Origin of the sequence: Bordetella sputigena (assembly GCF_965137885.1) — a bacterium.
In the GTDB taxonomy this organism is placed as follows: Bacteria; Pseudomonadota; Gammaproteobacteria; order Burkholderiales; family Burkholderiaceae_B; genus Bordetella_C; species Bordetella_C sputigena.
Genome location: NZ_CBCSCA010000002.1, coordinates 473,015 through 497,780, shown reverse-complemented (window position 1 = coordinate 497,780; position 24,766 = coordinate 473,015). Strand labels below are relative to the sequence as shown.

General features: G+C 65.9%; 21 protein-coding genes. 9 read left to right on the top strand and 12 right to left on the bottom strand.

Annotated features, from left to right (window positions below; genetic code table 11):
* Positions 1-25: 25 nt before the first annotated feature.
* Both ACNA0R_RS05395 and garL read left to right on the top strand, forming a co-directional pair.
* Complete coding sequence (locus ACNA0R_RS05395; RefSeq protein WP_415824910.1) at positions 26-1,150, top strand: Ldh family oxidoreductase; 1,125 nt, start codon at positions 26-28, stop codon at positions 1,148-1,150.
* A gap of 97 nt (positions 1,151-1,247) precedes the next feature.
* Complete coding sequence (garL, locus tag ACNA0R_RS05390; protein ID WP_415824909.1) at positions 1,248-2,012, top strand: 2-dehydro-3-deoxyglucarate aldolase; 765 nt, start codon at positions 1,248-1,250, stop codon at positions 2,010-2,012.
* A gap of 175 nt (positions 2,013-2,187) precedes the next feature.
* Here garL and rpsT read toward each other — a convergent pair whose 3' ends face one another.
* The 10 genes from rpsT to ACNA0R_RS05340 form a co-directional block, all read right to left on the bottom strand.
* Positions 2,188-2,451 carry a 30S ribosomal protein S20 gene (gene rpsT, locus ACNA0R_RS05385; protein ID WP_086065801.1) on the bottom strand — a complete coding sequence of 88 codons (264 nt, stop codon included), beginning with the start codon at positions 2,449-2,451 and terminating at the stop codon, positions 2,188-2,190.
* 90 nt (positions 2,452-2,541) lie between these two features.
* Positions 2,542-3,591: a FecR family protein gene (locus ACNA0R_RS05380; protein WP_415824908.1), complete on the bottom strand. Its 1,050-nt coding sequence runs from the start codon at positions 3,589-3,591 to the stop codon at positions 2,542-2,544.
* A 234-nt stretch (positions 3,592-3,825) separates the two neighbouring features.
* The gene (gene murJ / locus ACNA0R_RS05375) at positions 3,826-5,403 is read right to left on the bottom strand and encodes a murein biosynthesis integral membrane protein MurJ (RefSeq protein WP_415824907.1); all 1,578 of its coding nucleotides are present in this window, start codon (positions 5,401-5,403) and stop codon (positions 3,826-3,828) included.
* A 37-nt stretch (positions 5,404-5,440) separates the two neighbouring features.
* Positions 5,441-6,199 (bottom strand): 3-hydroxyacyl-CoA dehydrogenase, encoded by a 759-nt coding sequence (locus ACNA0R_RS05370; RefSeq protein WP_415824906.1) that lies wholly within the window; start codon positions 6,197-6,199, stop codon positions 5,441-5,443.
* A gap of 26 nt (positions 6,200-6,225) precedes the next feature.
* A complete protein-coding gene (adk, locus tag ACNA0R_RS05365; protein WP_415824905.1) occupies positions 6,226-6,879 on the bottom strand; it encodes an adenylate kinase in 654 nt (217 codons plus the stop codon).
* Positions 6,880-6,971: 92 nt separating this feature from the next.
* Complete coding sequence (gene kdsB, locus ACNA0R_RS05360) at positions 6,972-7,736, bottom strand: 3-deoxy-manno-octulosonate cytidylyltransferase (protein ID WP_415824904.1); 765 nt, start codon at positions 7,734-7,736, stop codon at positions 6,972-6,974.
* Between the two features lie 7 nt (positions 7,737-7,743).
* Positions 7,744-7,932 carry a Trm112 family protein gene (locus ACNA0R_RS05355; protein ID WP_415824903.1) on the bottom strand — a complete coding sequence of 63 codons (189 nt, stop codon included), beginning with the start codon at positions 7,930-7,932 and terminating at the stop codon, positions 7,744-7,746.
* Between the two features lie 42 nt (positions 7,933-7,974).
* Positions 7,975-9,039: a tetraacyldisaccharide 4'-kinase gene (lpxK, locus tag ACNA0R_RS05350; RefSeq protein ID WP_415824902.1), complete on the bottom strand. Its 1,065-nt coding sequence runs from the start codon at positions 9,037-9,039 to the stop codon at positions 7,975-7,977.
* Entirely contained in the window at positions 9,036-9,446 is a 411-nt protein-coding gene (locus ACNA0R_RS05345) for an ExbD/TolR family protein (protein ID WP_415824901.1), read from the bottom strand. Before ACNA0R_RS05345 ends, lpxK begins: the two co-directional genes overlap by 4 nt.
* On the bottom strand, positions 9,443-10,132 hold the full coding sequence (locus ACNA0R_RS05340) for a MotA/TolQ/ExbB proton channel family protein (protein WP_415824900.1): 690 nt from the start codon (positions 10,130-10,132) through the stop codon (positions 9,443-9,445). The genes ACNA0R_RS05345 and ACNA0R_RS05340 overlap by 4 nt, the downstream gene beginning before the upstream one ends.
* Positions 10,133-10,495: 363 nt before the next feature.
* Here ACNA0R_RS05340 and xseA point away from each other — a divergent pair, with 363 nt between their 5' ends.
* The 4 genes from xseA to pcaF all read left to right on the top strand — a co-directional run bounded on the left by xseA (position 10,496) and on the right by pcaF (position 15,566).
* A complete protein-coding gene (xseA, locus tag ACNA0R_RS05335; protein WP_415824899.1) occupies positions 10,496-11,848 on the top strand; it encodes an exodeoxyribonuclease VII large subunit in 1,353 nt (450 codons plus the stop codon).
* Between the two features lie 113 nt (positions 11,849-11,961).
* On the top strand, positions 11,962-12,540 hold the full coding sequence (sodB, locus tag ACNA0R_RS05330) for a superoxide dismutase [Fe] (RefSeq protein ID WP_415824898.1): 579 nt from the start codon (positions 11,962-11,964) through the stop codon (positions 12,538-12,540).
* 307 nt (positions 12,541-12,847) lie between these two features.
* On the top strand, positions 12,848-14,266 hold the full coding sequence (locus ACNA0R_RS05325) for a chloride channel protein (protein WP_415824897.1): 1,419 nt from the start codon (positions 12,848-12,850) through the stop codon (positions 14,264-14,266).
* Between the two features lie 94 nt (positions 14,267-14,360).
* Positions 14,361-15,566 carry a 3-oxoadipyl-CoA thiolase gene (pcaF, locus tag ACNA0R_RS05320; protein ID WP_415824896.1) on the top strand — a complete coding sequence of 402 codons (1,206 nt, stop codon included), beginning with the start codon at positions 14,361-14,363 and terminating at the stop codon, positions 15,564-15,566.
* A 137-nt stretch (positions 15,567-15,703) separates the two neighbouring features.
* Here pcaF and ACNA0R_RS05315 read toward each other — a convergent pair whose 3' ends face one another.
* Together ACNA0R_RS05315 and ACNA0R_RS05310 are read right to left on the bottom strand one after the other, a co-directional pair.
* Entirely contained in the window at positions 15,704-16,210 is a 507-nt protein-coding gene (locus ACNA0R_RS05315) for a DUF192 domain-containing protein (protein ID WP_415824895.1), read from the bottom strand.
* A 95-nt stretch (positions 16,211-16,305) separates the two neighbouring features.
* A complete protein-coding gene (locus ACNA0R_RS05310; RefSeq protein WP_006220277.1) occupies positions 16,306-16,551 on the bottom strand; it encodes a cold-shock protein in 246 nt (81 codons plus the stop codon).
* Positions 16,552-16,770: 219 nt separating this feature from the next.
* On the opposite strand from ACNA0R_RS05310, the gene clpS reads away from it, so the two are divergent.
* The 3 genes from clpS (at position 16,771) to pbpC (ending at position 24,755) form a co-directional block, all read left to right on the top strand.
* The gene (gene clpS / locus ACNA0R_RS05305) at positions 16,771-17,085 is read left to right on the top strand and encodes an ATP-dependent Clp protease adapter ClpS (protein ID WP_415824894.1); all 315 of its coding nucleotides are present in this window, start codon (positions 16,771-16,773) and stop codon (positions 17,083-17,085) included.
* Positions 17,086-17,199: 114 nt separating this feature from the next.
* Entirely contained in the window at positions 17,200-22,452 is a 5,253-nt protein-coding gene (locus ACNA0R_RS05300) for an alpha-2-macroglobulin family protein (protein WP_415824893.1), read from the top strand.
* A gap of 41 nt (positions 22,453-22,493) precedes the next feature.
* Positions 22,494-24,755: a penicillin-binding protein 1C gene (pbpC, locus tag ACNA0R_RS05295; RefSeq protein ID WP_415825028.1), complete on the top strand. Its 2,262-nt coding sequence runs from the start codon at positions 22,494-22,496 to the stop codon at positions 24,753-24,755.
* The last annotated feature ends 11 nt before the right edge of the window (positions 24,756-24,766 follow it).

Genomic DNA, 24,766 nt, shown 5'->3' with positions numbered 1-24,766 from the left:
CTCGCCATACGAGAGGAGACAGGCAGTGGGAAGCGAAGATACATCAGGCTTCAATGCGTCGCCGCGATCCGTACGCGAGCAGATCGGGCTGGTGCTGAAAGCCTGGGGCATGCAGCCGGACCTGGCGGATACCGCCGCGGAACTGATGTCCGAGACCGATCTCCTGGGCATCGACTCGCATGGCATTTCCATGCTGCCCAGTTATGAAGACAAAGTGCGCGCCGGCACGCTGGCAATCGGCGCCCGGCCACGCGTCGTGCGCGACGGCGTGGCCTCCGCCCTGCTGGATGGCATGGGCGGGCTGGGCTATCCGGTGGCGGCCCAGGCCATGCATCTGGCGGTGGACAAGGCATTGGCCCATGGCGTGGGCGCGGTGGCCGTGCGCAACTCCCACCACTTCGGCGCGGCTGGTGTTTATGCGCGCATCGCCGTGCGGCGTGGGGTCGTCGGGCTGGTGACCAGCAGCGCCAACGGCATCATCATGGTACCGACCGGGGGCTCCATGCCCATGCTCGGTACCAATCCCATCGCGTTCGCGGCGCCGGCGGCCCAGAACGAACCTTTCGTGCTGGATATGGCGACCACCACGGTCGCCGCCAACAAGGTCAAGGTCTACGACTTTCACGGCAAGGCATTGCCGCCCGGCTGGGCCATGGATGGGCGCGGCGAACCGGTCACGGACGCTGCCCAGGCCATGGCGTACATCTTCACGCATCCGGAGGGCGGCCTCACGCCGCTGGGCGGTACGCCGGCCATGAGCAGCCACAAAGGCTACGGCCTGGCGATGATGGCTCAGATCCTGGGATCGACCTTGAGCGGCAGCGGCTTCGCGGCGCTGCATGCGAAGCGCCGCGGTCCGCGCGATCCGGACAACATCGGGCATTTCTTCCTGGCCTTGAACCCGGATGCATTCCGCGACGCCGGTTCCTTTGAGGCGGATCTCGATGAAATGATCGATGCCATGCACGACACGCCACGCGCGCATCCCGACGTGCCCGTGCAGGTGGCCGGCGAACCGGAGGCCCGCGCGCGGGCCCATCGGGAAAGCAAGGGCATACCGATTCCGCGAGCGCTCGATGCGCGCCTGCGCGCGATCTGCGAGCGCTGCAATGCCCGCTATGTGCTGGAGCCGGTGGCGTCCAGCCTATGATTGATGTCCCGTACCGGGACGCGCCGCCGGCGGCACCCGCCGGCATCCACGGCGGGGCGCCCGCGCGGCGCGCCGGCCATGTTCAGGAAGGATCAGGATGACCGCACCGTTTCCCAATCGCTTTCGCCAGCGCATTCTCGCCCGCGAGACCGTGATCGGTTTCTGGATGAGCATGGCCAGCCACATTACCGCCGAGCTTGCCGGGCTGGCCGGTTACGACTGGCTGCTGCTGGACGGCGAGCATTCGCCCAACGACGTGCCGATGTTCCTGCAGCAGTTGCAGGCGCTGCAGGGCAGCGATTCGGCGCCGGTGGGGCGGCCGACGATCAATGATCCCGTGGAGATCAAGCGGCTGTTGGACATTGGCTTCTACAACCTGCTGATTCCCTTTATCGAGTCGGCGGACGAGGCGCGCCGTGCGGTGGCCGCCACGCGCTATCCGCCCGCCGGCATGCGGGGCGTGGCCGGCATGCAGCGCAGCAACCGCTTCGGTACCGTGCCGGATTACCTGAAGTTGATCAACGACAATATCTGCGTGCTGCTGCAGATCGAGAGCCGCCCAGGCATCGACGCCGTCGACGAGATCGCCGCGGTCGAAGGCGTGGACGGAATTTTCATCGGGCCGTCCGATCTGGCCGCGGCGCTGGGCCATATCGGCAATCCATCTCACCCTGACGTCCAGGCCGCCATCCGGCATCTGTACGAGCGCGCCAGCGCGCATGGCAAGGCCGTCGGCATACTGGCGCCCGTTCCGGCCGATGCCAAGCGCTATCTGGACATGGGTATGCACTTTGTCGCGGTCGGTACCGACCTTGGGGTATTCAAGCAGGCCACGTTCGCGCTGCGCGACGCGTTTCGGTAAAAGCCGCGCCGGAACGAAAAAGGACGCCCGGGGGCGTCCTTTTTCGTTTGCCGATGGTGACTGGCAGGCGCTGCGAATCCGGCGCGTAGGCGACGGCGCCCCTGACCCCTTAACGACAAGGCATAGGGGCGCTAAGGCCGGGAGGGGCGCGGGCTATCCAGTCAGAACAGGCGTATCAGGCCAGTGCCTTGACGGCGGCGGCCAGACGGCTCTTGTGGCGAGCAGCCTTGTTCTTGTGGATGATGTTCTTGTCGGCGACGCGGTCAATCACGCTGGTCGCCTTCTGCAGCACAGCGGCGGCGGCCGTCTTGTCGCCGGCTTCCACGGCCTGGCGAACACGCTTGATGGCGGTGCGCAGCATGGAACGCAGGCTGGAATTGTGCTTGTTGCGTTCCACCGATTGGCGGGCGCGCTTGCGGGCTTGGGCAGTATTGGCCATGTAGAGTCAGTGTTAGAAATTCGGCAAAGCTCGATATTCTAACAAGTTCCCCATGAAACGCAAGCTTTGCGCCGGTATACCCGGCCAAAGTCAGGCTTGTACAACGTCTATGCTGACCAGCCACGGCGTATAGCGCCGGACGGTCACGGGCATATTCTGTTCGAGCGTGTCCAGGGTGGCGTCCGTATCGTCCAGCGGGAACTGCCCCGTGACGGGCAGGCCGCCGGCCGCCATGGATACCCGCAGAATGCCGCTGCGGTAGGGGCGCAGCGCGGCGATGACGTCCGCCAACGGGCGGTTGCGCACCGCGATCCACCCGGTTTCCCAGGCGGCGTCGGCCAGCAGTTCGGCGCGGGGCGAGTCGACGCGCGCATCGTCGAAACGTGCACCCATTCCGGCGCCGATCACTCCGCGTGCTTTCTCCAGCGTCTGGACTTCGACTTCGTGCTCATGCACGACCACCAGGGATCGCCTGGCCTGCTGGCGGACCATGAAACGCGTGCCCAGGGCGCGCACCGTACCTTGCTCGGTGGTGACGACGAAAGGCCGGTTGGGATCATGAGCGACCGACACGGTGATGGCGCCTTCCAGCAACCGGACATTGCGCTGGGCACCCGCGAAGTCCAGCTGTACCCGGGAGCGCGCATCCAGCAGCATTTGACTGCCGTCGGACAGCATGTAGAGCCGCCGTTCGCCGGTGGCGGTCGCCGCATCCGCCGTCAGGTTGTGCAGGGGATAGACCTCGTTCAATACCGCGGAGCCGACGAGCACCGCGGTCACCGCCGCCGCGCCGCTGGCCACGAAGCGCCGCCGCGCGGGATTGATCGGCGTCTGAGGCAGCGCCGGGCGCGGCGTTGACCGATAGGCCGCCATCGCCGGCGTCAGCGACGGCCGGGCGTTCGAGGTGGAAAAGCCGATGGGATAGAAGTCGCTCAGGCGCCCGAAGGACGAGCCCAGCGCGGACGTCAATTGCTGCCATGCGCTTTCGTGCATGGGGTTCTCGGCGCGCCACGCCAGGAAATCCGCGTAATCCGATTGCGACGCGCGGCCCGAACGCAGCAGCAGCAGCCAGTTTACGACCTGGTCTGCGACGGGCGTCGATTTGTCCGGGGTGGCGTCCTGATCCAAAGTGGTTTCCAAGTAGCCGGCGATCCGGTGGCCGGCATGGGTGTCGAATTGTAAATATTAAAGCGTTTTATCAAGAAGAGGGGCAATTTGCCAGTGAAGTAAGCAAAAAATCCGGCAAGCGCGCAGTACTGGCGGCTGTCCCCGGTGCCCGTAAGGACTAAACCGGCAGGTCCGCGACGCGGCTCGGGGCCTGCTCTACGGTGAAGAGGATTCCGCGATCGCTGTCTTGCGGATACAACACCGGCTTCAGGCGGTCTCGGCCGGCGCTGCCGGCGAACGTCTGGTGAAGTCGCGGGGGCGGAAGCCGCACAGGAACAGGACGCCGAAGTAGGCGACGCCGCTGGCGGCCAATACGGCGGCCAGCAAGGCCACGCGCGTCCAGCTGTGTGCCTGCAGCGTGATCCAGTCCAGGCGCGCATCCGCGTAGAGCAGCACGGCCCCCAGGGCGCCCAAGGCGGGCAGCAGGCGCAGCAGGAAAGCACTCCAGCCAGGGCTGGGACGGTACACGCCGCGCTTGTGCAGTACTGTCAGCAGCAACAGGGCGTTCAGGCAGGCGCCCAGGGCGATTGCCAGCGCCAGGCCCGCGTGCGCCAGCCGGGGCACCAGCAGCAGGTTGAGCGCCTGCGTGGCGACCAGGGCGACGATGGCGATCTTGACCGGCGTGCGGATGTCCTGCCGGGCGTAGAAGCCAGGCGCAAGGATTTTCACCGCCAGCAAGCCGATCAGCCCGACGGAGTAGGCCATCACCGCCATGCGTGTCTGCATCACGTCGCGTGCCGCGAATGCCCCATAGTGGAACAGCGTGGCCACCAGGCCGTCGGAAAGCAGCGCCAGGCCCAGCGCGCTGGGCAATCCCAGCAGCAGTGTCAGCCTCAGGCCCCAATCCAGCAGCGCGCTGTAGCCCGCGTGGTCCTTGCGCGCGTTGGCGGCGGAAAGGCTGGGCAGAAGCACGGTGCCCAAGGCTACGCCCAGCAGCGCGGTCGGGAACTCCATCAGCCGGTCCGCGTAGGACAACCATGTGACGCTGCCTGGCGGCAGCCAGGTCGCGATGTTGGTGTTGATCAAAAGCGAGATCTGCCCCACGGACACGCCCACGATGGCCGGCAGCATTTGCCTGAGGATCCGTCGCACCATGGGGTCCGTCCAGGCTTCCCTCACGCGCAGGCTATAGCGTGGAACCAGGCCCAGCCGCGCCAGCGCCAGCCACTGGATCGCCAGTTGCAGTACGCCGCCCGCCATCACGCCTATGGCCAGCGCGTACACCGGTGGGTGATAGCGCGGCGCCAGCCAGAGGCAGGCCGCGATCATGGACAGATTCAGCAGTACCGGGGTGAACGCCGGCACCGCGAAGCGGCGCCAGGTGTTCAACACGCCGGACGCGAACGCGACCAGCGACATGCATAGGATGTAGGGGAACATCACCCGCGTCATCCATACCGCCGCGTCGAAGGCCTGCTCGCCGGCCTCGCCGCGCAAGCCGCTGGCCATCGCGGTGACCACCCATGGCGCCAGCGCAATGCCGACCAGCGTGACCAGCATCAGCGCGCAGGTCAGCAGCAGGGCGACCCGGTCCAGCAAGGTGCGGACGTGGGATTCTCCGTGCTGGGTGCGTACCGTGCCGAGAATGGGCACGAAGGCTTGCGCGAACGCACCCTCGGCGAACAGCCGGCGCAGGAGGTTGGGAATGCGAAACGCCACCCAGAATGCGTCGGTCAGCGGCCCGGCGCCAAAGGCGCGGGCCACCAGCACGTCGCGAATCAGGCCGGCGATGCGGGACAGCAAGGTAAAACTGCTGACCGTGGCGGCCGATCGCAGCAGACTCATGGCGGAGACGAAAGGGTGTTGCGGGTGATGCGGTGTATCACTTGGGCGGCATGCGGATGGCGCCGTCCAGACGGATGGTTTCGCCATTCAGCATGTCGTTCGTGATGATGCTGTGCACGAGCTTGGCGTAGTCCTCCGGCCGGCCCAGGCGAGCCGGGAACGGAATGCTGGCCGCCAGCGAATCCTGCACTTCCTGGGGCATGCCGAAGATCATGGGCGTGCCGAAGATGCCGGGCGCGATGGTCATGCAGCGTATGCCAACCTTGGCAAGGTCGCGAGCGATAGGCAGCGTCATCCCGGCGACACCGGCTTTCGACGCCGCGTAGGCCGCCTGGCCGATCTGCCCGTCGAAAGCGGCGACCGACGCGGTGTTGATCAATACCCCGCGTTCGCCCGTCGGCTCCGGCGCGTTCGCCGTCATGGCTTGCGCGCACAGCCGCATCATGTTGAAGCTGCCGATCAGGTTGATCCCGATGACTTTCTGGAACAGGTCCAGCGGATGAGGACCGTTCTTACCGACGATGCGGCCGGCCGGCGCGATGCCGGCGCAGTTCACCAGGCCGAACAGCGCGCCCGCTTCGGTAGCGGCGTTCACCGCGGCCTGGGCGTCGGCTTCCTGCGTAACGTCGCAGTGCACGTAGCGCTGCCCCAGTTCGGCGGCGAGCTTTTCGCCCGCTTCGTCCTGGACGTCGGCGATGATGACGCGCGCGCCATTGGCCACGAGCATGCGAGCGGTGCCCGCGCCCAGGCCCGACGCGCCGCCGGTGACGATGAAGACCTTATTGGCGATTTCCATGATTCGCTAGGCTGTGTCAGGTGAGCTCAGTTCTGGAGGGCGGCAAACAGCCGCGCGCGGATTTCCTCGACGGCGCCCACGCCCGAGATCTTGCGGTAGCGCGGCGCCTGGTCGTCCGTCTTCGCCCAGCCGGCATAGTAGTCAACCAGCGGGCGGGTCTGCTCACGGTAGACCGCCAGCCGCTTGCGCACGGTTTCCTCGCGATCGTCGTCGCGCTGGACCAGCGGTTCGCCGGTGACGTCATCCTGGCCTTCGGTCTTCGGCGGGTTGAAGCGGACGTGATAGCTCCTGCCGCTGGCGGGATGCACGCGGCGGCCGCTCATGCGCTCGATGATGTCTTCTTCGGGCACTTCGATTTCGACGACGTAGTCCAGCTTGACGCCGGCGTCCTTGAGTGCGTCGGCCTGGGGAATCGTGCGCGGGAACCCGTCGAACAGATAGCCATTGGCGCAGTCCGGCTGTCGCAGGCGGTCGCGTACCAGGCCGATGATGATTTCATCGGAAACCAGTCCGCCCGTGTCCATGATCTTCTTGGCCTCGAGTCCCAGGGGAGTGCCCGCCTTGACGGCGGCTCTCAGCATATCCCCCGTGGATATTTGCGGGATGCCGAATTGCTGGGTGATGAAACCCGCTTGGGTGCCTTTACCGGCGCCGGGAGGGCCGAGCAGGATGAGACGCATAGAAGCTCCTGATGAGTGTCATTTTTGTGCTGGGCCCGATTATGCCGTATCACCCGCGGGGCCTGCCCGCGGGTACGACAAGCGCCGAACCCTTATAACCGATTTGCGTACACCGCACGGACCCGTTCCAGGTCGGCGGGGGTGTCGACGCCGGCCGCCGGCGCCTGCCGCACCTGGTGGATCAGGATGGTGTAGCCATGTTCGAGCGCACGCAGCTGTTCGAGCGCTTCGTAGCGCTCCAGCGTGCCTTGCGGCAGATGGGGGAAGCGGCGCAGGAACTCGGCGCGATACGCGTAGAGGCCTACATGGTGCCATGCCGGCAGGCCCTCCGCCATACGCCTTTCGCCGTTTGCCAGCGCATCGCGCGCCCAGGGGATGGGCGCGCGGGAGAAATACAGCGCGCGTCCGTCCGCGGCGCAGACGGCCTTGACGACATTCGGATTGAACAGGGACTCGGCATTGGCGATGGGCGACGCGCAGGTCGCGATGGCCGCGTCCGGCCGCCGCCCGAGCAGGTCGGCGACGGCGTCGATCAGCTCGGGCTCGACGAGCGGTTCATCCCCCTGCACATTGACGACGATGGCATCGTCGGGCAGACCCAGCAGATCGACGGCTTCCGCCAGGCGATCGGTGCCGGTGGGATGGTCGCCACGGGTGATCAGCGCCTGGTGCCCGTGCTGGCGCACGGCGTCGGCCACGCGGCTATCGTCGGTAGCCACCAGTACGCGGCTGGCGCCGGACAAGGCGGCGCGTTCCGCCGTGCGGACCACCATGGGTTTGCCGCCGATATCGGCCAAGGGTTTGTCGGGCAGGCGCGTGGACGCCACGCGCGCCGGAATCAGTGCAATGAAGTCCACGGTGCCGCTAGCTGGCGTCCGCGGCGCGTTCGGCCTCGAGCGGCCGCGCTTCGCTTTCCAGCATGATGGGGATTCCGTCCCGCACGGGATAGGCCAGGCGGTCGGCCGGGCAGACCAGTTCCGCCTGCTGGCGGTCGTGGCGGAGCGGGCCCTTGCAGATCGGGCAGACGAGAATATCGAGCAGGCGGGATTCCATGGGCGGATTTTAGTGGAGTTTTGCCGCGGGACGGCAAGGCGCTTACCCGGGCGACCCGGGGGCGGCTTGCGCTCCGCGGGCTGGCAGCCGTTCAACGATGCGGTCGAAGAACGCGGGGTCGGAAAAATGGGGGGTCACGGGCACCGCCCACAGGCGGTTGTCGCCCAGGCCGCTGCATTTGACCGCGTCCTTCGCCGTCACCAGGATAAGGCCGGTCTTGACCGAGGCGAACGGCGACTTCGCATAGCTGTAGTGGTCGGGCAAGGGCACCGTGGTGTTCAGCGACACGCCGGCGGATCGGAGCGTGGCGAAGAAGCGCTCCGGATTGCCGATGCCCGCCGCCGCGGCGATGCCGGCGCTTGCATAGTCCGCCTGCAGTTCCCACAGCGTTCGCAAGGTCCCCTCGCGCAGGTTCCAGGCGGCGCCAGGCTCCATCCACATGCTGACGCGGTAGGGTTCTCCAGGCGGGGCCGGGGCGATGGGCACCGGTCCGTCCACATTGGTGACCACGGCATGCACCTGTCGCAGCCTGGTCGCCGGTTCGCGCAGCGGGCCCGCCGGCAGCAGGCGGCCGTTGCCGGTGCCGCGTCCATCCTGCACCACGATTTCAACGTCGCGCGCCAGCGCCAGGTGCTGCAGTCCATCGTCGGCCACGATGACGTCGACAGTGGGGAAGGCGCTCAGCAGCGTGCGCACCGCGCGTGGCCGGTCCGGATGGATACTGATGGGCGCATTGGTCGCGTGCGAAATCAGCGCGGGTTCATCGCCAAAACGCTCGGCGGCCAGTTCACCTTGGCCGGTGCGGGGATGGTTGCCGATTTTCACGCCATATCCGCGGCTGACCACGCCCGGCGTCCAGCCACGTTCGCGCAGGGCTTGAACGAGCGCGATGACGACCGGCGTTTTGCCGGTGCCGCCCACATAGATGTTGCCGACGACGATGACCGGCACGGGCGCCCGGTACGATTGCCGCCAGCCGCGGCGGTAGGCGGCGCGTTTGGCCTGAACGGCCAGCAGGGTCAGAAAGGACAGCGGGCTGAGCAGGCGTGACAGCCAGCCGCCATGCTGCCATTGGGCTTGCAGTACCGCACGAAATGCCTGGCTCATCGCGCGAGCTGTGTGGCGAAGTTCACCCTGGAGATGCCGGCCAGACGAGCGGCTTCCATCACGTTCACCACTGTCTGGTGGGTGGCCAGCGCGTCGGCGTTGATCACCAGCACCGGGTCGGCCTTGCCTGCCGCCGCACGGCGCAAGGCGTCGGCGATATCTTCCGTGCCGGTGGCTTCCAGCAGTGTGCCGTCGAGGGCGTAATGGCCATCCTGGCTGATGGCGACTTCAATGGGCGCGGCGGCCCGCTGTTCCGCCGTGGCCTGGGGGAGGGTGACCTTCAACTGGCTGAACCGTGCGAAAGACGTCGTCGCGGCCAGGAAAATCAGGATAACGAGCAGGACGTCGATCAGCGGGATCAGGTTGATCTCCAGCTCGTCCTGCCTGCGGTCATTGCCGAAATTCATGCCAGCGGATCCTGCAGCGCGGCGCCACGCGGACTGAACAGGTTTTCGTCTTCGTCGCCGCGACGGCGTGCCGGCACGGGCGCCGGCGCCGGTGCGGTCAGGATGCGCGCCGTGCGCGATGCGGCGTTTTCCAGCTGGTGCATGTAATCGTCCACGCGGCCGCGCAGATAGCGATGGAAAATCATGGCGGGAATGGCAATCAGGATGCCGAAGCCGGTGTTGTAGAGGGCCACCGATATGCCATGGGCCAACTGCGCCGGATCGCCGCCGGCAGGCGAGTACGAGCCGAAAATATCGATCATGCCGACCACGGTGCCGAATAGACCCAGCAGCGGAGCGACGACCGCGATGGTGCCGATGGCGCCGATATACCGGTTCAGATCGTGCGCCACGGCGCGGCCGGTGTCTTCGACGGCGCCGCGCATTTCTTCGCGCGGCAGGTGGCGCTGGCGCAGCACTTCCGCCAGGACGCGTCCCAGCGGCGAATTGCGCTCCAGCCGGGTGACGGCCTCCGGCGAGTCCTGCCTGTTGCGGACCATTTCCAGCACCTGGGTGACAAGTCCGGCCGGCGCGACCTGGCTGCGGCGCAGGGAAAAGAGCCGCTCTATGATCAGCGCCAGGCAAAGTACGGAAGTGGCAAGCAGGGGCCAGATCGGCCAGCCCGCATCACGAAGGACGGACAGCAAGAAGGAACTCCAGAGGTCGCCGGGACAGCGGGGAAGGGGCGAGGGGGCCGCGCCGGATCAGCGCACTGTAACGGGCCGGAGGCGCCCCTGGCAATAGCCCGCCGTGGCCAAAGCTATCCACAATTTTTGTGGATAATTCTGTGCAAAACCCCGGCCGACGGCCCATTTTGCCTGGGCTTGCGTCGGCCTGCGTCGGCGCGGGCAGGCGGCCAGAAAGCCGGGATGGGGCATATTTTCCTTTGTTTTCAAGCGGTTGAGCGCAGATGTTAAAGCTGAGGCCGACGCAGTGTAAAAAATCGCCCCCCAAGTGGGCTCTCCCACGTATTTTCGCGGCCTGTGGACAGGTTTTGCCCGGAAACCCTTATGACAGTTGAATTTCAAGTTAAAGAACCCGTATTTTCCAGGGAGATCCTGACGGTCGGCCAGCTCAATCAGGCGGTCGGGCAGCTCCTGGAGCGCAACATCCCGATGCTGTGGGTCCGAGGCGAGATTTCCAATTTCACCCAGGCCGCTTCGGGTCACTGGTACTTCACCCTGAAAGACAGCCGGGCCGCGGTGCGGGCGGTCATGTTCCGCGGCCGCGCGATGGCGGTCGGCTTCATGCCGCGGGCGGGCGATCGCGTCGAGGTGCGCGCCCGCGTCGGCCTGTATGAGCCCCGCGGCGACTTTCAACTGCAGGTCGATGCCATGCGGCGCGCCGGACTGGGCGACCTGTTCGAAGCCTTCCTGAGGCTTAAGCAGAAACTGGAGTCGGAAGGGCTGTTCCTGCCGGATCGCAAGCGCGCGCCGGTCTCCCGCCCGCGCGCCATCGGCGTAATTACTTCGCTGCGCGCGGCGGCGCTGCGCGACGTCCTTTCCGCGCTGGCGCGCCGGGCTCCGCACGTCCCGGTCATCCTTTATCCCGCGCCGGTGCAGGGTGCCGACGCCGCCCCACGGCTGATTGCCGCCCTGGCCGCGGCGAATCGGCGCGCGGAAGTGGATACCCTGCTGCTCGTGCGAGGCGGCGGCAGCATCGAGGATCTGTGGAGTTTCAACGACGAGGGGTTGGCGCGCGCCGTCGCGGACAGCGCCATCCCGGTGATCAGCGGTGTCGGGCACGAAACCGATTTCACCATCGTCGACTTCGTGGCCGACGTGCGGGCGCCGACGCCCACGGCGGCGGCCGAGCTGGCATGCGTGCCGCGCCTGGATTTGTACAACCAGGTGATGCAGCTGGCCGGCTGCCTGGTGCGAGCGCAGGAAAGACGCCTGGAGCGGTTGGCGCAGCGCCTGGACCGCGCGGCGGGTCAACTGACGTCGCCGGGTCAGCGCCTGGCGCATCAACGCGAACGCCTGGCGACATTGCGGCATCGCCTGATGAACGCCTGGTCCGCTCCGCAGGCTCGGCGCCGGGCGCGCATCGACCTGTTGCTCGCGAAGGTTCTGCACCGAGGCCCCGACCTGGAGCGGGCCGGCGACCGGGTGCGGGAGCGCGCGCGACGGCTGCAGCGCGCGCAGAGCCGCTTGCTGGAACAGCGGCGCGCGCGCCTGGAGTCCCTGGCCACCCAGCTACGGGCCTTCGACCCGCAGCACGTGCTGGCGCGGGGATACTCGCTGGTGCGGGACGAGCGCGGCCATGTCGTGCGCGACGCGGGCACGCTGGCGCCGGGGCAGTCGCTGCAGGTCAGGTTCAGCCAAGGCAGCGCCGACGTCGCCGTGGTGCGGACGGACGCCTGATCGCCGCAACGCCCGCATTAACCCGCCAATCGACCCGGGTTAATGCGCCGGTGAGGAAAGTGCCGATACAATCATCGGCTCGATCGTGCTCTCAACGAAGAAGGAACCCGAATATGGCGCACACGCTTCCCCCCCTGCCTTACCCGATGGATGCCCTGCAACCGCACATCTCCAAGGAAACGCTGGAGTTCCACTACGGCAAGCACCATCAGACCTACGTCACGAACCTGAACAACCTCATCCCCGGCACGGAGTTCGAAAACGCGCCGCTGGAAGAAATCGTCAAGAAATCCTCGGGCGGGATCTTCAACAACGCCGCCCAGGTCTGGAACCACACGTTCTACTGGAACTCGCTGAAGCCGCAAGGTGGTGGCGCGCCCAGCGGCAAGCTGGCGGACGCCATCAATGCCAAGTGGGGCAGCTTCGACGCCTTCAAGGAAGCATTCAACAAGTCGGCCGCCGGTAATTTCGGTTCGGGCTGGACCTGGCTGGTGAAGAAGGCCGACGGCTCGGTGGACATCGTCAACACCAGCAACGCCGCCACGCCGCTGACCACCGCGGACAAGCCGCTGCTGACCTGTGATGTGTGGGAACACGCCTACTACATCGACTACCGCAATGCCCGCCCCAAGTATCTGGAGAACTTCTGGAACCTGGTGAACTGGGACTTCGCGGCCAAGAATTTCGGCTGAATCGCCCTTCGATCGGACTGATCGGAAAAACCGCTGCCGGGTGCAGCGGTTTTTTTTTACCTGGGGCCCCAAGGCAAAAAAAACCNCGGGGGGCAGCAAGCCGGTTTACCGGCGCGGCGTGGGGGCTCCTTTTTGCCGCCGGGCCGCCCCAAGGCAAAAAGCCCCCNCGGGGGGCAGCAAGCCGGTTTACCGGCGCGGCGTGGGGGCTCCTTTTGATTCAATGCCTGTGGGAAAACATGAGGCGATGCGACGGAATAGTCGCCGGGATGGTGGTATGGTTACGCCCTCGTCCCCAGTCCGTTCCCCGATGTCCGAGTCTTCGCCTTCTTTCCTGCGAGGCATATCCGCGCGTTTCCGGCGTATCGCTCGCCGCAAGACGCACCAGCTCGTCCGTCTTTCGCGCAAATCCGTGGAATTGGGATTGCTGCTGGGCGGCGCGGCGCTGGTGGCCTTGGTTTCACTGGGGTTTGCCCAGATGGCCGACCTGGCCTTGCATTGGAATGCCGCCTGGATAGGGCGCTCCCCTTGGCTGGCTTTCGTCCTGCTGCCGTTTGGACTGGCGGCGATACGCTGGCTGACATTGCGTCTGGCGCCCAATGCGTCGGGCAGCGGCATCCCGCAGGTGATCGGCGCGCTCTCCTTGCCGGCCGGTCCGAGCCAGTACAGCTTGGTGTCGCTGCGGCAGACGGTCTGGAAGATTCCTCTGACCTTTTTCGGACTGCTCGCGGGCGCCTCGATCGGCCGGGAAGGGCCGTCGGTGCAGGTAGGGGCGGCTGTCATGCTGGCGTGGGGCCGCTTCTGGAAAAAGCGGCGCCTGCCCTTGCGGGGCTTTCACAATAACGAATTGATCGCCGCCGGCGCGGCGGGCGGTCTGGCCGCCGCATTCAACGCTCCCCTGGCCGGCGTGATTTTCGCGATCGAGGAATTGGGCCGGGGCACCCCGCTGCGCTGGCAGCGGCTGGTGCTGATCGGCGTGCTGGCCTCGGGCTTCATGGTGGTCGCGCTGGCCGGCAACAATCCCTACTTCGGCGTATTCGGCGGCGGCACGGTCGTCAATATGGTGGGCTGGGTGCTGCTGTGCGGCCTGGTCAACGGCATCGTCGGCGGTATATTCGGCCGCCTGCTGGGCAAGGGCCCCACCGTGCTGGTGCCCGCCAAATGGCGGGCCGGCGTACGAGCGCATCCCATCATGACGGCTTTCGTTCTGGGAATCGCGCTGGCCGCGCTGGGCTGGTTCATGGGGAGTGCGACCTACGGCACCGGTTATGGCGCCGCCGCGCAATTGCTCGCGGGGCGCGAGTTGGACCAGCAAGGCTTCGGTCTGGCCAAGGTGGCGGCCACGCTGGCCTCCTACTGGGCCGGTATTCCGGGGGGTATCTTCACGCCCGCGCTGACCGCCGGCGCCGGGATAGGCGAGTCCATCTGGCGTTTGATGGACGGCATTGTCGATCAGCGGGTGCTGGTGCTTATCTCCATGGCGGCTTTCCTGGCCGCCGCCACGCAGGCACCGCTGACTGCCAGCGTCGTAGTCATGGAAATGACCGGCAGCCAGCCCATGCTGTTCTGGCTGCTGCTCGGCTCGCTGTCCGGGTCGCTGGTGTCGCGGCAATTCTGCCCGCAGGCCTTCTATCACCTGGCGGCGGGCCGTTTCCGCCGTCAGGCCATCGTAGACGCCGGCCGGGCCGCCAAACAGGCCTCCGCGCCGCCCGCTTCGTCCAGCCTGTAGACGGCGTCCATGGCATGGACATGCCGCCGCGGCATTTCCGGCGGCATGGTGCGCCTGGGCTACCATTTTGCTTCTAACTTCTAGCGAGCGAGACATGACCGAGCAAGCCTATATCTGTGACGCCATCCGCACCCCTTTCGGCCGCTACGGCGGCGCGTTGTCTTCCGTGCGGGCGGATGACCTGGCCGCCGTACCGATCAAGGCGCTGATGGCGCGCAACCCGGGCGTGCAGTGGCAGGAGCTCGACGACGTGATCTTCGGCTGCGCCAATCAGGCGGGCGAGGACAATCGTAATGTGGCGCGCATGGGGTTGCTGCTGGCCGGCCTGCCGGTGGAAGTGCCGGGCGCCACGGTCAATCGCCTGTGCGGATCGGGACTGGACGCCCTGGGCAGCGCCGCTCGCGCCATCCGCGCCGGCGAGGCCGGGCTGATGCTGGCGGGTGGCGTGGAAAGCATGAGCCGCGCGCCGTTCGTCATGGGCAAGGCCGATACCGCGTTCTCCCGCAATGCCGCGATTTATGACACGACCATCGGATGGCGTTTCGTCAACAAGCTGATGAAATCCCAGTACGGCGTGGACTCCATGCCGGAAACGGCTGAGAACGTCGCTACCGAATTCAAGGTTAGCCGCGAAGACCAGGACCGCTTCGCGCTGGCCAGCCAGGAAAAGGCCGTCAAGGCGCAGGAGGCGGGCTACTTCGACGCCGAACTGACGCCGGTTTCCGTCGCGCAAAAGAAGGGCGATCCGATCCAGGTCACCAAGGACGAGCATCCGCGCGAAACCAGCATGGAAGCGCTGGGACGCCTGAAGGGTGTGGTGCGGGAAGGCGGGACCGTGACGGCGGGCAATGCGTCCGGCGTGAACGATGGCGCGGCAGCCTTGTTGCTGGCCGGTGAGAGCACGCTGCGCAGGCACGGCTTGACGCCGCGCGCTCGCGTCGTCGGCATGGCGACGGCCGGCGTGCCGCCCCGCATCATGGGCATCGGCCCGGTGCCGGCGACCCGCAAGGTGCTGGCCCTGACCGGATTGAAGCTGGACCAGATGGACGTGATCGAGCTGAACGAGGCCTTCGCCGCCCAGGGCCTGGCGGTGCTGCGGGAACTGGGTGTCGGCGACAATGATCCGCGCGTGAACCCCAATGGCGGCGCGATCGCGCTGGGCCATCCGCTGGGGGCCAGCGGCGCCCGCCTGGCCACGACCGCCATCAATCAGCTGGTCCGTACGGGCGGCAGGTATGCCCTGTGCACCATGTGCATCGGCGTGGGCCAGGGCATCGCGGTGATCCTGGAGCGGGTGTAAAAAGGGCTGGCAGCGGGTTTACGGACCCGCTCTTCCGTTCGCCTCCGGTATTATCAAGCGGATTAAGCCTGATTATCGGAAGAAAAAAAGCGAGCAATGGCTGCTCGCTTTTTTATTATGTATTCTTCTCAATACATTTAAGGCAGGCCGTCGATTTTCTGACCGGTGCTGATTCCATGACTGGCAAACCAACCTTGCGCCATTTCCAAGGCATAGCGGACCGGTTTCCGGGAACAATGGGTATCGTCCGTTTCCGGCGCCATGTCCTCGATATTGGCGATCGTGCCATCATCGGCGATGAACGCAATGGACAAGGGCAGGGGCGTGTTATGCATCCAGAAGCATTGCCGGTCGGGTCGCTCGAACACGAACAGCATGCCGTCGTTGCCCTCGAGCTGCTTGCGGAACATCAGGCCGCGCTGGCGCGTCTCGTCGGTGTTGGCGACTTCCGCCTGGATCACGTGTATGCCCGCCGACAGCTGGGTCTTGGGAAGGGGTGGCTGCGCTTCGGCGAACTGCTGGGCGCGCGCCGGGTCGGGCAGGGCGCCGGCGAGCAGCGTGGCGACGGCAAGAAGGGCGGCCAGCGCCGCATGGCGCCCTTTCGAGTGATTTTTGGCTTGCAGCAAGACAGCACCGTTATGCATGATGGCTACGAAAGGAGTACGCAAAAAAGGCGGGGCGTCAGCCGCCCCGCCTTCGTATGGTACTCGAAGACGCCTACAAGCCCGCGACTGATCGCTCAGGCCGCGGTAATGTTCAAAGCCTGTTTGCCCTTGGGTCCTTGGATGATCTCGAATGCCACCTTTTGGCCCTCTTTAAGGGTCTTGAACCCATTCATCTGGATAGACGAGAAGTGCGCGAACAAGTCTTCACCGCCGTCGTCGGGAGTGATGAAACCGAATCCCTTGGCGTCGTTGAACCACTTCACGGTACCCGTGGATTTTGGGTTGTCCCCTTGGACAGCGGTTGCGGTCGTATCAGACATGCGGACTGCCTCTTGAATCATATGTTGACAGAAGGGCTCCCCGGCAGGGCCGTCTCCCCCCCTTTCCAAGGCTAACAAACAGTTGAAAGCACTTAGAATCCTCGGATAATGCGCTGCTTTTCTTTGGCCCGTCAAGTATGGAAACTACGCATTTCGACATGTAAAAATACCCGGTTTTCGATACCGGCATATCTACCGTTAAATAAAATAGCCGCCGCTATGAGCACAAGTACGGATACTCAGCATGACCTGGTCGTGGAGAAAGAGAGCGCGCGCACGGCGCCGCCTCCCATGTACCAGGTCGTATTGCTCAACGATGACTACACGCCGATGGAATTCGTCGTCGGCGTCCTGCAGAAGTTTTTCAACAAGAGCGAGGACGAAGCGACCCGTATCATGCTGCAAGTCCATAACGAAGGGCGTGGCGTATGCGGTGTATATCCCCGCGATATCGCCGCCACCCGAGTGGCCCAGGTCGCCCAATATGCGCGGGCGAAACAGCACCCCTTGCAGTGCGTAATGGAGCCTCTTTAACGTAATGCCTGGCCGGTCCGGGCCGATAAATCAATAAGCAATGCCAAACCGGCGGCCTGTCGTGGCATAAACGGCGCCGCGGACTTCGTAGTCGACACATGGGAGAGGGGTATCGTGGAGCAGCGCAAGCGCGCCCGCCTTTTGGCGGGCGTGGCCATTCTGGCCGTCATCATTATTCTGGCCGCCGCATGGCTGGTTCATTATTCCTCTTCGGGCAACGCGCCGCCGGCTGATACTTCCACCCGGCAGGGCCCAAGCGCCACCGCCGCCGGTACCGGTGGAAGCGCCTCCGCGGGCGCGGCGGGCAACTCCGCCGGCAGTTCCCCCGGCAATACCGCCACGATCGCCGCTCCCGCCGCCGCAACCGTGGGCGCCGACCCGTTCGCGGGCTTGAATTGCAGCGCGCGCCAGTATCAAGGCAGCCTGGCGCTTTCCGTCACGCTGACCCAACCCGTGGATCGCAAGAAGGATCTGGGCCGGTACCTGCAGGTCATCGACAGTGGCGCGGTGCAGGCAGCGGGTCGATCCGACGACGACGGCGCGGCGAAGGATACGCCAGCGCCGTCGCGCGCGATCGAAAAGGGCGAAAGCAGCGTCTCCGGCAAACCGGTGCAGGGCAGCTGGGTAGTGGGCGACAATCCGCGCGTCGTCTACTTCCCTTATATCCAGCCGCAGCGCCGCTACACCGTCAAACTGGCGGCCGATCTGCCCGCCGCCGATGGCTCGACGCTGGGGCAAAGCGCGCATTGCCAGCTGGATACCGACGCCATGCCGCCGGCTTTCTACTTTGCCAGCCGGGGCGTCGTGCTTCCGGCCGGACAGAACGGCGGTCTGCCCGTCGCCACGGTGAACATGCCGGAAGTCGATGTGCAGTTCCTGCGCGTCGCGCCGGAACATGTGCCTGCCTTCTTCGATATCCTGCTCGGCAGCCGCCGGAACGCTGGCGATTCGGCGGAGGACGCCGATCAGGATGAGGGCTACAACAACTCGGTGTCTATGAAGGGGGCCGTCAGCAGCTGGGACCTGGATCGCCTGAACACAATCGCCTCCAGCGTCTACCAGGGCCGCTTCCTGACGGACGACAAGCCCAATCGGCGCCATGTGACCTTTCTGCCTGTCGAGAACATCAAGGAGCTGCAGGAATCCGGCATCTATGTGGCGGTGATGAGCGAGCCTGGACGGTTTCGCAGCGAATACCAGACGACGTATTTCTACGTCAGCGACATCGGCCTGCATGCGCGTCGCTACGCGGATCGCATCGAGGCGTTTTCGGTATCGCTGCGTTCAGGCGAGCCGATCTCCGGCGACACGGTCGAATTGATCGATGGGGCCGGCAAGGTGCTGGCCAAGACCAATGCCGACGCGCAAGGGCATGTGCGCTTCGATGGGGACTATGCGCGCGCCAGCGTGCTGCGCGCGACGCGCGGCAAGGAGATGACTGTGCTGTCGCTGGCCGAGCCCGCGCTCGACCTGTCGGAATTCGACGTCGGCGGTCTGCCCTCGGTGGACAACAGTTTGTTCATTTATGCCGGCCGCGATCTGTATCGGCCTGGCGAAACGCTGCAGGTGTCTGTCTTGGCGCGGGATGCCGACGGACGGCTGCCCAAGTCCGCGCCGCTGACCGCCACGCTGAAGCGGCCGGATGGCCGGGTGGTGCAAACCGCCCTCTGGCGACCCGATGCATCGGTACAGGGCTATATCCAGCATGCCATTGAATTGCCTGCCGACGCCCAGACCGGGACCTGGCTGCTGGAGATGCGCGTGGACCCCGGCGCGCGCAATGCCGACGCCACATGGGCCTTCCATGTCGAGGAATTCCTGCCCGAACGCATGAAGCTGGTGTTGACCGCGCCTGACGGCGTGTTGCCCACCGGCGAGTCGCTGCACGTCGACGTGCAGGGCGATTATCTGTATGGCGCGCCGGCGGCCGGCAATCGCCTGCTTTCGAACTTCACCGTACGGCGCGATCGCTACGCTTTGTCGGCGCAATGGCCGGGCTTCCTTTTTGGCGACGTGGCCGACGATAAGCTGCGCCATTATGAAGAATTGCCGGAATCGCAGCTGGACGATGCAGGCAAGGGCGCGATCGATGTCGATCTCTCTGGCCAGAAGGCCAACTCGCCGCTGCAAGTCCGTGTTTCCGCCAGTCTGCTGGAGTCGGGGGGGCGGCCGGTCGTCCGGTCCATTACCCGCTCCATCTGGCCCGCCCCGGTGCTGATCGCGGTGCGCCCGCTATTCGATGGCGATGTGGCCGCTGAGAACACCCCCGCCGGCTTCGAGGCGATACGTGTGAACGCCGACGGCAAGATCCAGCCGCTGGCGCAGGCGCAGATGCGGCTGTACCGCGAAGAGCGCCAATACTATTGGCGTTACGACGAGCAGCGGGGGTGGAACAGCGGCTACACGGAAACGGAAGAACTCGCCGATTCGCGCCTGCTGTCGCTGGCCGGCCGCGAGACCTTCAATGTGCCGGTCGGTTACGGCCGCTACCGCCTGGAAATCTCGGATCCCGAAACGGGCCAGACGCTGCGTTATCGCTTCTACGCGGGCTGGGGCGCGCAGGGTGACGAGGCCGCCGGCAACCGTCCGGATCGCGTACGCATGAAGATGGAAGGCCTGCCCGCCAAGCCCGGTGATACCGTCAAGCTGACGATCACGCCGCCGCACGATGGCCATGCCCTGATCACGGTTGAGGGCGACCGCATGCTGTGGTCCAAATGGGTCGATGCCAAAGCCACCGGCACGGAGGTCGACATCCCGGTGGATCCGGCCTGGAAGCGGCACGATCTATATGTCGGCGCCGTGGTTTTCCGGCCCGGCAGCCAGGGCGATCGCGTCACCCCCGCGCGGGCGGTAGGCTTGGCGCCGCTGCCGCTGGACACCTCGGCGCGCAAGCTGAACGTCGCGTTGCAGGCGCCGCCGAAGATCCGCCCCGAAACGCGCCAGACGGTGCGCGTCAAAGTGGATGGCGCGGCCAATTCGCAAGCCACGGTCACCTTGTCGGCGGTAGACGTCGGCATCCTGAACATAGACAACTATGCGACCCCCGATCCGTACGGCTTTTTCTTCGGCAAGCACCGTTATGCGCCGGATCTGCTCGACATGTACGGCAAGTTGATCGAGAAAATGGACGGCACCAAGGGCCGCTTGAAGTGGGGCGGCGACGCCGCCATGCGCGGCGATACGCGCAACCTGCCCAAGAAGGTAAAGCTGGTCGACCTGTTTTCCGGTCCGGTGAAGCTGGACGCCAGGGGCGAGGCGGAAATCCCTCTGAACATACCGGATTTCAACGGGACCCTCCGGCTGATGGCGGTGGCATTCACCGGCGATAGTTATGGCAGCGCGGACGCCGAGATGATCGTCGCCGCGCCTGTCGTCGCCGAATTGAGCACGCCGCGCTTCATCACGCCGGGCGACCGCGCGGCGATCGCGCTGGACGTCACCAATCTTACGGGCCGCACGCAGACTTTCGCGGTCACGCTGCAAGCGCTCGATCCCCTGGCCATCGCCGACGGACAACAGCGCACCGTCACGTTGAAGAACCAGCAACGCACGACGCTGCGCTATACCGCCACGACCACCGGATCCTATGGATTGGGGTTGATGCGGGTGTCCGTGTCCAGCCAGGACGGCGCTGACCCCATCCGTATCGTGCGTGAATCGGTGTTGCAGGTCGAACCGGCGCAAGCGCCGGAGCGCCAGGTGCGCCGGCTGCGGATCATGCCTGGGGAAACCGCGCGGCCGGACGCGGCATGGATCGCCGGTTATTACCCGGACTCCGTAACCGTCAGCCTCACCGTGTCCGATAGGCCGCCGTTCAACGTGCAGCGCATCGTCGGCAATTTGCTGACTTATCCGTACGGTTGCACGGAGCAAACCATCAGCGCCGCCCTGCCTTGGCTGCTGATGGACGCCGATACGGCGCGCGCTTATGGCGTGAAGGATTTCGCGCCCGCCGCGCGTCAGGAGCGCGTCGACAGGGCGTTGCAACGCCTGTCCGGCATGCGTGGAAGCAGCGGCGCGTATTCCTTGTGGGGCGGACCTTCGGGCAGCCGCGACGTATGGCTGACCGCGTACGCCGTGGGCTTCCTGCAGGATGTGCGGGAACGGGGCTTCAGCGTGCCCGATGCGACGCTGGACCGCTCGCGCAGCTGGCTGCTGCAGCAGGTGCAACAGGCGCCTTCCGGCTTCGGAACCTGGTCGGCGGTGCTGCGCACCGCGGTGCGCAGCGGCCGCATCCCCGCCGACGCACAGAGCGTGCTGCGCGACGATCATCGGCGTTTTGCCGGACTCGCCGCCGCATCGCTGGTACTGGCCCGGGATGGCAAGGCGCCGCTGGCGACCGTGCGGCAACTGTTCGACAACTACCAGGAGCGGGCCCGTTCGCCCCTGCCGCTGGTGCAGCTGGCCGCGGCCTTCAAACTGATGGGGGATGCCGATCGCCAGCGTGCCGCGCTGGATGCCGCGATGAGCCGTCCCTACGGAGTAGGTACGTCGTTCGGCGGCGTGGATGAATGGATGGGCGATTACGGTAGTGCCGTGCGCGACCTGGCACTGTCCTATGCCTTGATGCAGCAGTACGACCTGCGCCACGCGCGCCGCGAAGTGCTGCTTACGGACCTTGCCGCGCGGCTGAACGGACGGTCATACTTCTCCACGCAGGAGGAAATGGCCTTGTTGCTGGCCGCGCGCGCCAGCGGCGTGGCCAGCGCGGGTTCGTGGGAGGCCACGCTGGCCAACGGTATCGACCGCACGGTGCTGCAAGGCACCGACGACCGTACCGTTTCGTTGGCGGCCAAGGACATCGGCGCCATGCAGCTGACCAACACCGGCAGCCGGCCCGTGTTCGCGGAATTCGATGTCCAAGGCAGCGCCATGCAGCCCCCGGCGCCGCGTGCCAACGTCATCCGCCTGCAACGCAAGTGGTACCGCCCCGATGGCAGGCCTTGGGACGGTGGTACCTTGCAGACCGGCGACATGCTGGTAGCCTGGATACGTGCCGATGCGGCTCGCGCCATACCGGATGGCCTGATCACCGACCGTGTGCCCGCTGGCCTGGAAGTCGAGAACCTGAACCTGTCGCAGAACCCCGACATGAACGAATGGACCATCGCGCAACACCGCGTGGCCGATGCGCTCTCCGATCCGCGCATCAAGCACACGGAGTTCCGCGATGACCGGTACGTGGCGGCGGTGGCGCTGGGGCAGGGACCGGTCGACATCTTTTATCTGCTGCGGGTCGTGACGCCGGGCAGGTACGCGGTCCCCTCGACCGTCGCGGAGGACATGTATCGCCCTGAAGTCCGTGGCGTGGGCGAGTCGTGGGGCGACATCGAGATACGCGACCGCGGCGCCTCCGGTCCATGACGACCCCGGATGGCCGGGCAATCGCCGGCCGCGGCCAGGACCTGGGCAGCAGTGACGGCCAGGGCCGGAGGCGCGGGAGCCACCGCGGCGCCGGCTGGCGGCGTGCCGTCGCTGTCGCCGCGGCCGTCGCGGTGCTTGCATGCGGGGCGTTGCTCGCCCTGGATCGCCTGTATCCGTTGCCGCGGCCGTATGCCGACGGCGCCGTCGTGGTGGCCGCCGCCGACGGCACGCCATTGCGCAACTATCCCAGTCGCGACGGCATCTGGCGCTATCCGGTGCAGCCGCGCGATGTTTCCCCGTTGTATCTGCAAACCCTGCTGGCGTATGAGGATCGCTGGTTCTACTGGCATCCCGGCGTCAATCCCGTCGCCGTGGCGCGCGCCGCGTGGCAATGGCTGATATCCGGCCATATCGTGTCCGGCGGATCCACGCTGACCATGCAGGTGGCGCGGCTTATCGATCCCGCCCTCGCGGGCCGTCCTTCACGCAGCATAGGCGCCAAACTGCGCCAGGGTTTTCGCGCGCTCCAACTGGAAATGCATTACAGCAAGGATGAAATCCTTGCGATGTATCTGAGCCGCGCGCCCATGGGCGGGATCGTCGAGGGAGCCGAGATGGCGGCCCGTCTGTGGCTCGGCAAATCGGCGCGCGATCTTAGCGCCGGCGAATCGGCTTTGTTGACCGCCTTGCCGCAATCGCCGTCGCTGTTGCGGCCCGATCGCCATCCCGAGCTGGCGCGCGTCGCTCGCGACAAGGTACTGGAGCGTATGGCGGCGCTGGGGTATTGGAGCCTCGCTCAGGTGACGGACGCCAGGATGGAGCCCGTCATGGCGCCGCCTCTGCGCGCGCACTGGCTCGCGCCGCTGGCGGCCCAGCGCCTGGTGCGCGAGACCGCTTCTTCCGCCGCGTCCGCTTGCGCTTCCTGCACGCCGGAAGCTGGCACGACGAAGGACCGTCATTCCGGGCAGGTCATCGCGTCCACCATTGATGCCGAACTGCAGTCCCGCGTCGAGCAAATGCTACTGGATCGCGTCGACGCGCTGCCGCCCAAGGTGTCCATGGCGGTGCTGGTCATGGACAACGACAGTCTGGCGGTGCGGGCCTACGCCGGCTCTGCCGACTACGGCGACAATACCCGCTACGCCCACGTGGATATGGTCACGGCGGTACGTTCGCCAGGCTCGACCCTCAAGCCATTTCTTTACGGCGTTGCCCTGGATGACGGTCTGATCCATTCGGAAAGCCTGCTGCTGGATGTCCCTATGTCCTTCGGGGGATATGCGCCGGGCAATTTCCAGGCGGCATTTTCGGGGCCGGTCAGCGTGGCGCAGGCGTTGCAGCGCTCGCTGAATGTGCCCGCGGTCGATCTGCTGGACCGTGTCGGTCCCGCGCATTTTGCTTCGGTTATGCTTAGCGGTGGGGTGCGCCTGCGCATGCCCGCCGGCGCGGCGCCTAATTTAAGCTTGATTTTGGGTGGGGGCGGCACCACCTTGGAAGAACTGGTGGGCGCTTATCGTGCCTTGGCGCGTGATGGCCTGGCGGGCCGGCCGCGGCTGGACCCGCGTCAACCGCTGCAGGAAACGCGCATGATCAGCGCCGGGGCGGCGTGGATCGTGCGGGATATCCTGGAGGGCGGGGGGCACCCGGACCGTCCGTTTCACCAGAGTGGTGCGCCAGGCAAGGCCTTGGCCTGGAAAACCGGCACCAGCTTTGGATTCCGTGATGCCTGGGCGGTGGGAGTCACGGATAGCTGGACCATCGGTGTGTGGGTGGGAAGGCCGGACGGCACGCCCAATCCCGGATTTTTTGGTGCCAACGTTGCGGCACCTTTGTTGCGGGACGTGGTATCAGCATTGCCCGAAGGGCCGCCACGCGCACGTGTGAGGCCTTCCAGCGTGCAGGCGGTCGTGATTTGTTGGCCGCTGGGTAGTCGTTTTGAAAACATGGGCGCCAAGAATTGTCCCGAACAACGTTTGGCGTGGGCTTTGAACAACACCGTTCCTCCCTCGTTCGCGGGATACGCGAATCCCGGCCAGGCTCCGCTGCGGGTGCTGGGCTTGGCGGATGGCTCGGTATTACGGCCGATTCCGGGGCGGCGTCTTATCGACGTCGACGTGGACGCGGCAGGGGCGGAAGGTGATGTATGGTGGATGTTGGACGGTCAGGTGCTGGGTCAAGGCCAGGCCGGTCATCCTTTCAAGGTGTCGTTGAGGCGCGACGGTCGGTATACGCTTACGGCAATGGACAGCCACGGCCGTTACGATCGGATCGAATTTGAAATCGCTGGCGTTACGCCCCGATAGGCATAGAATAT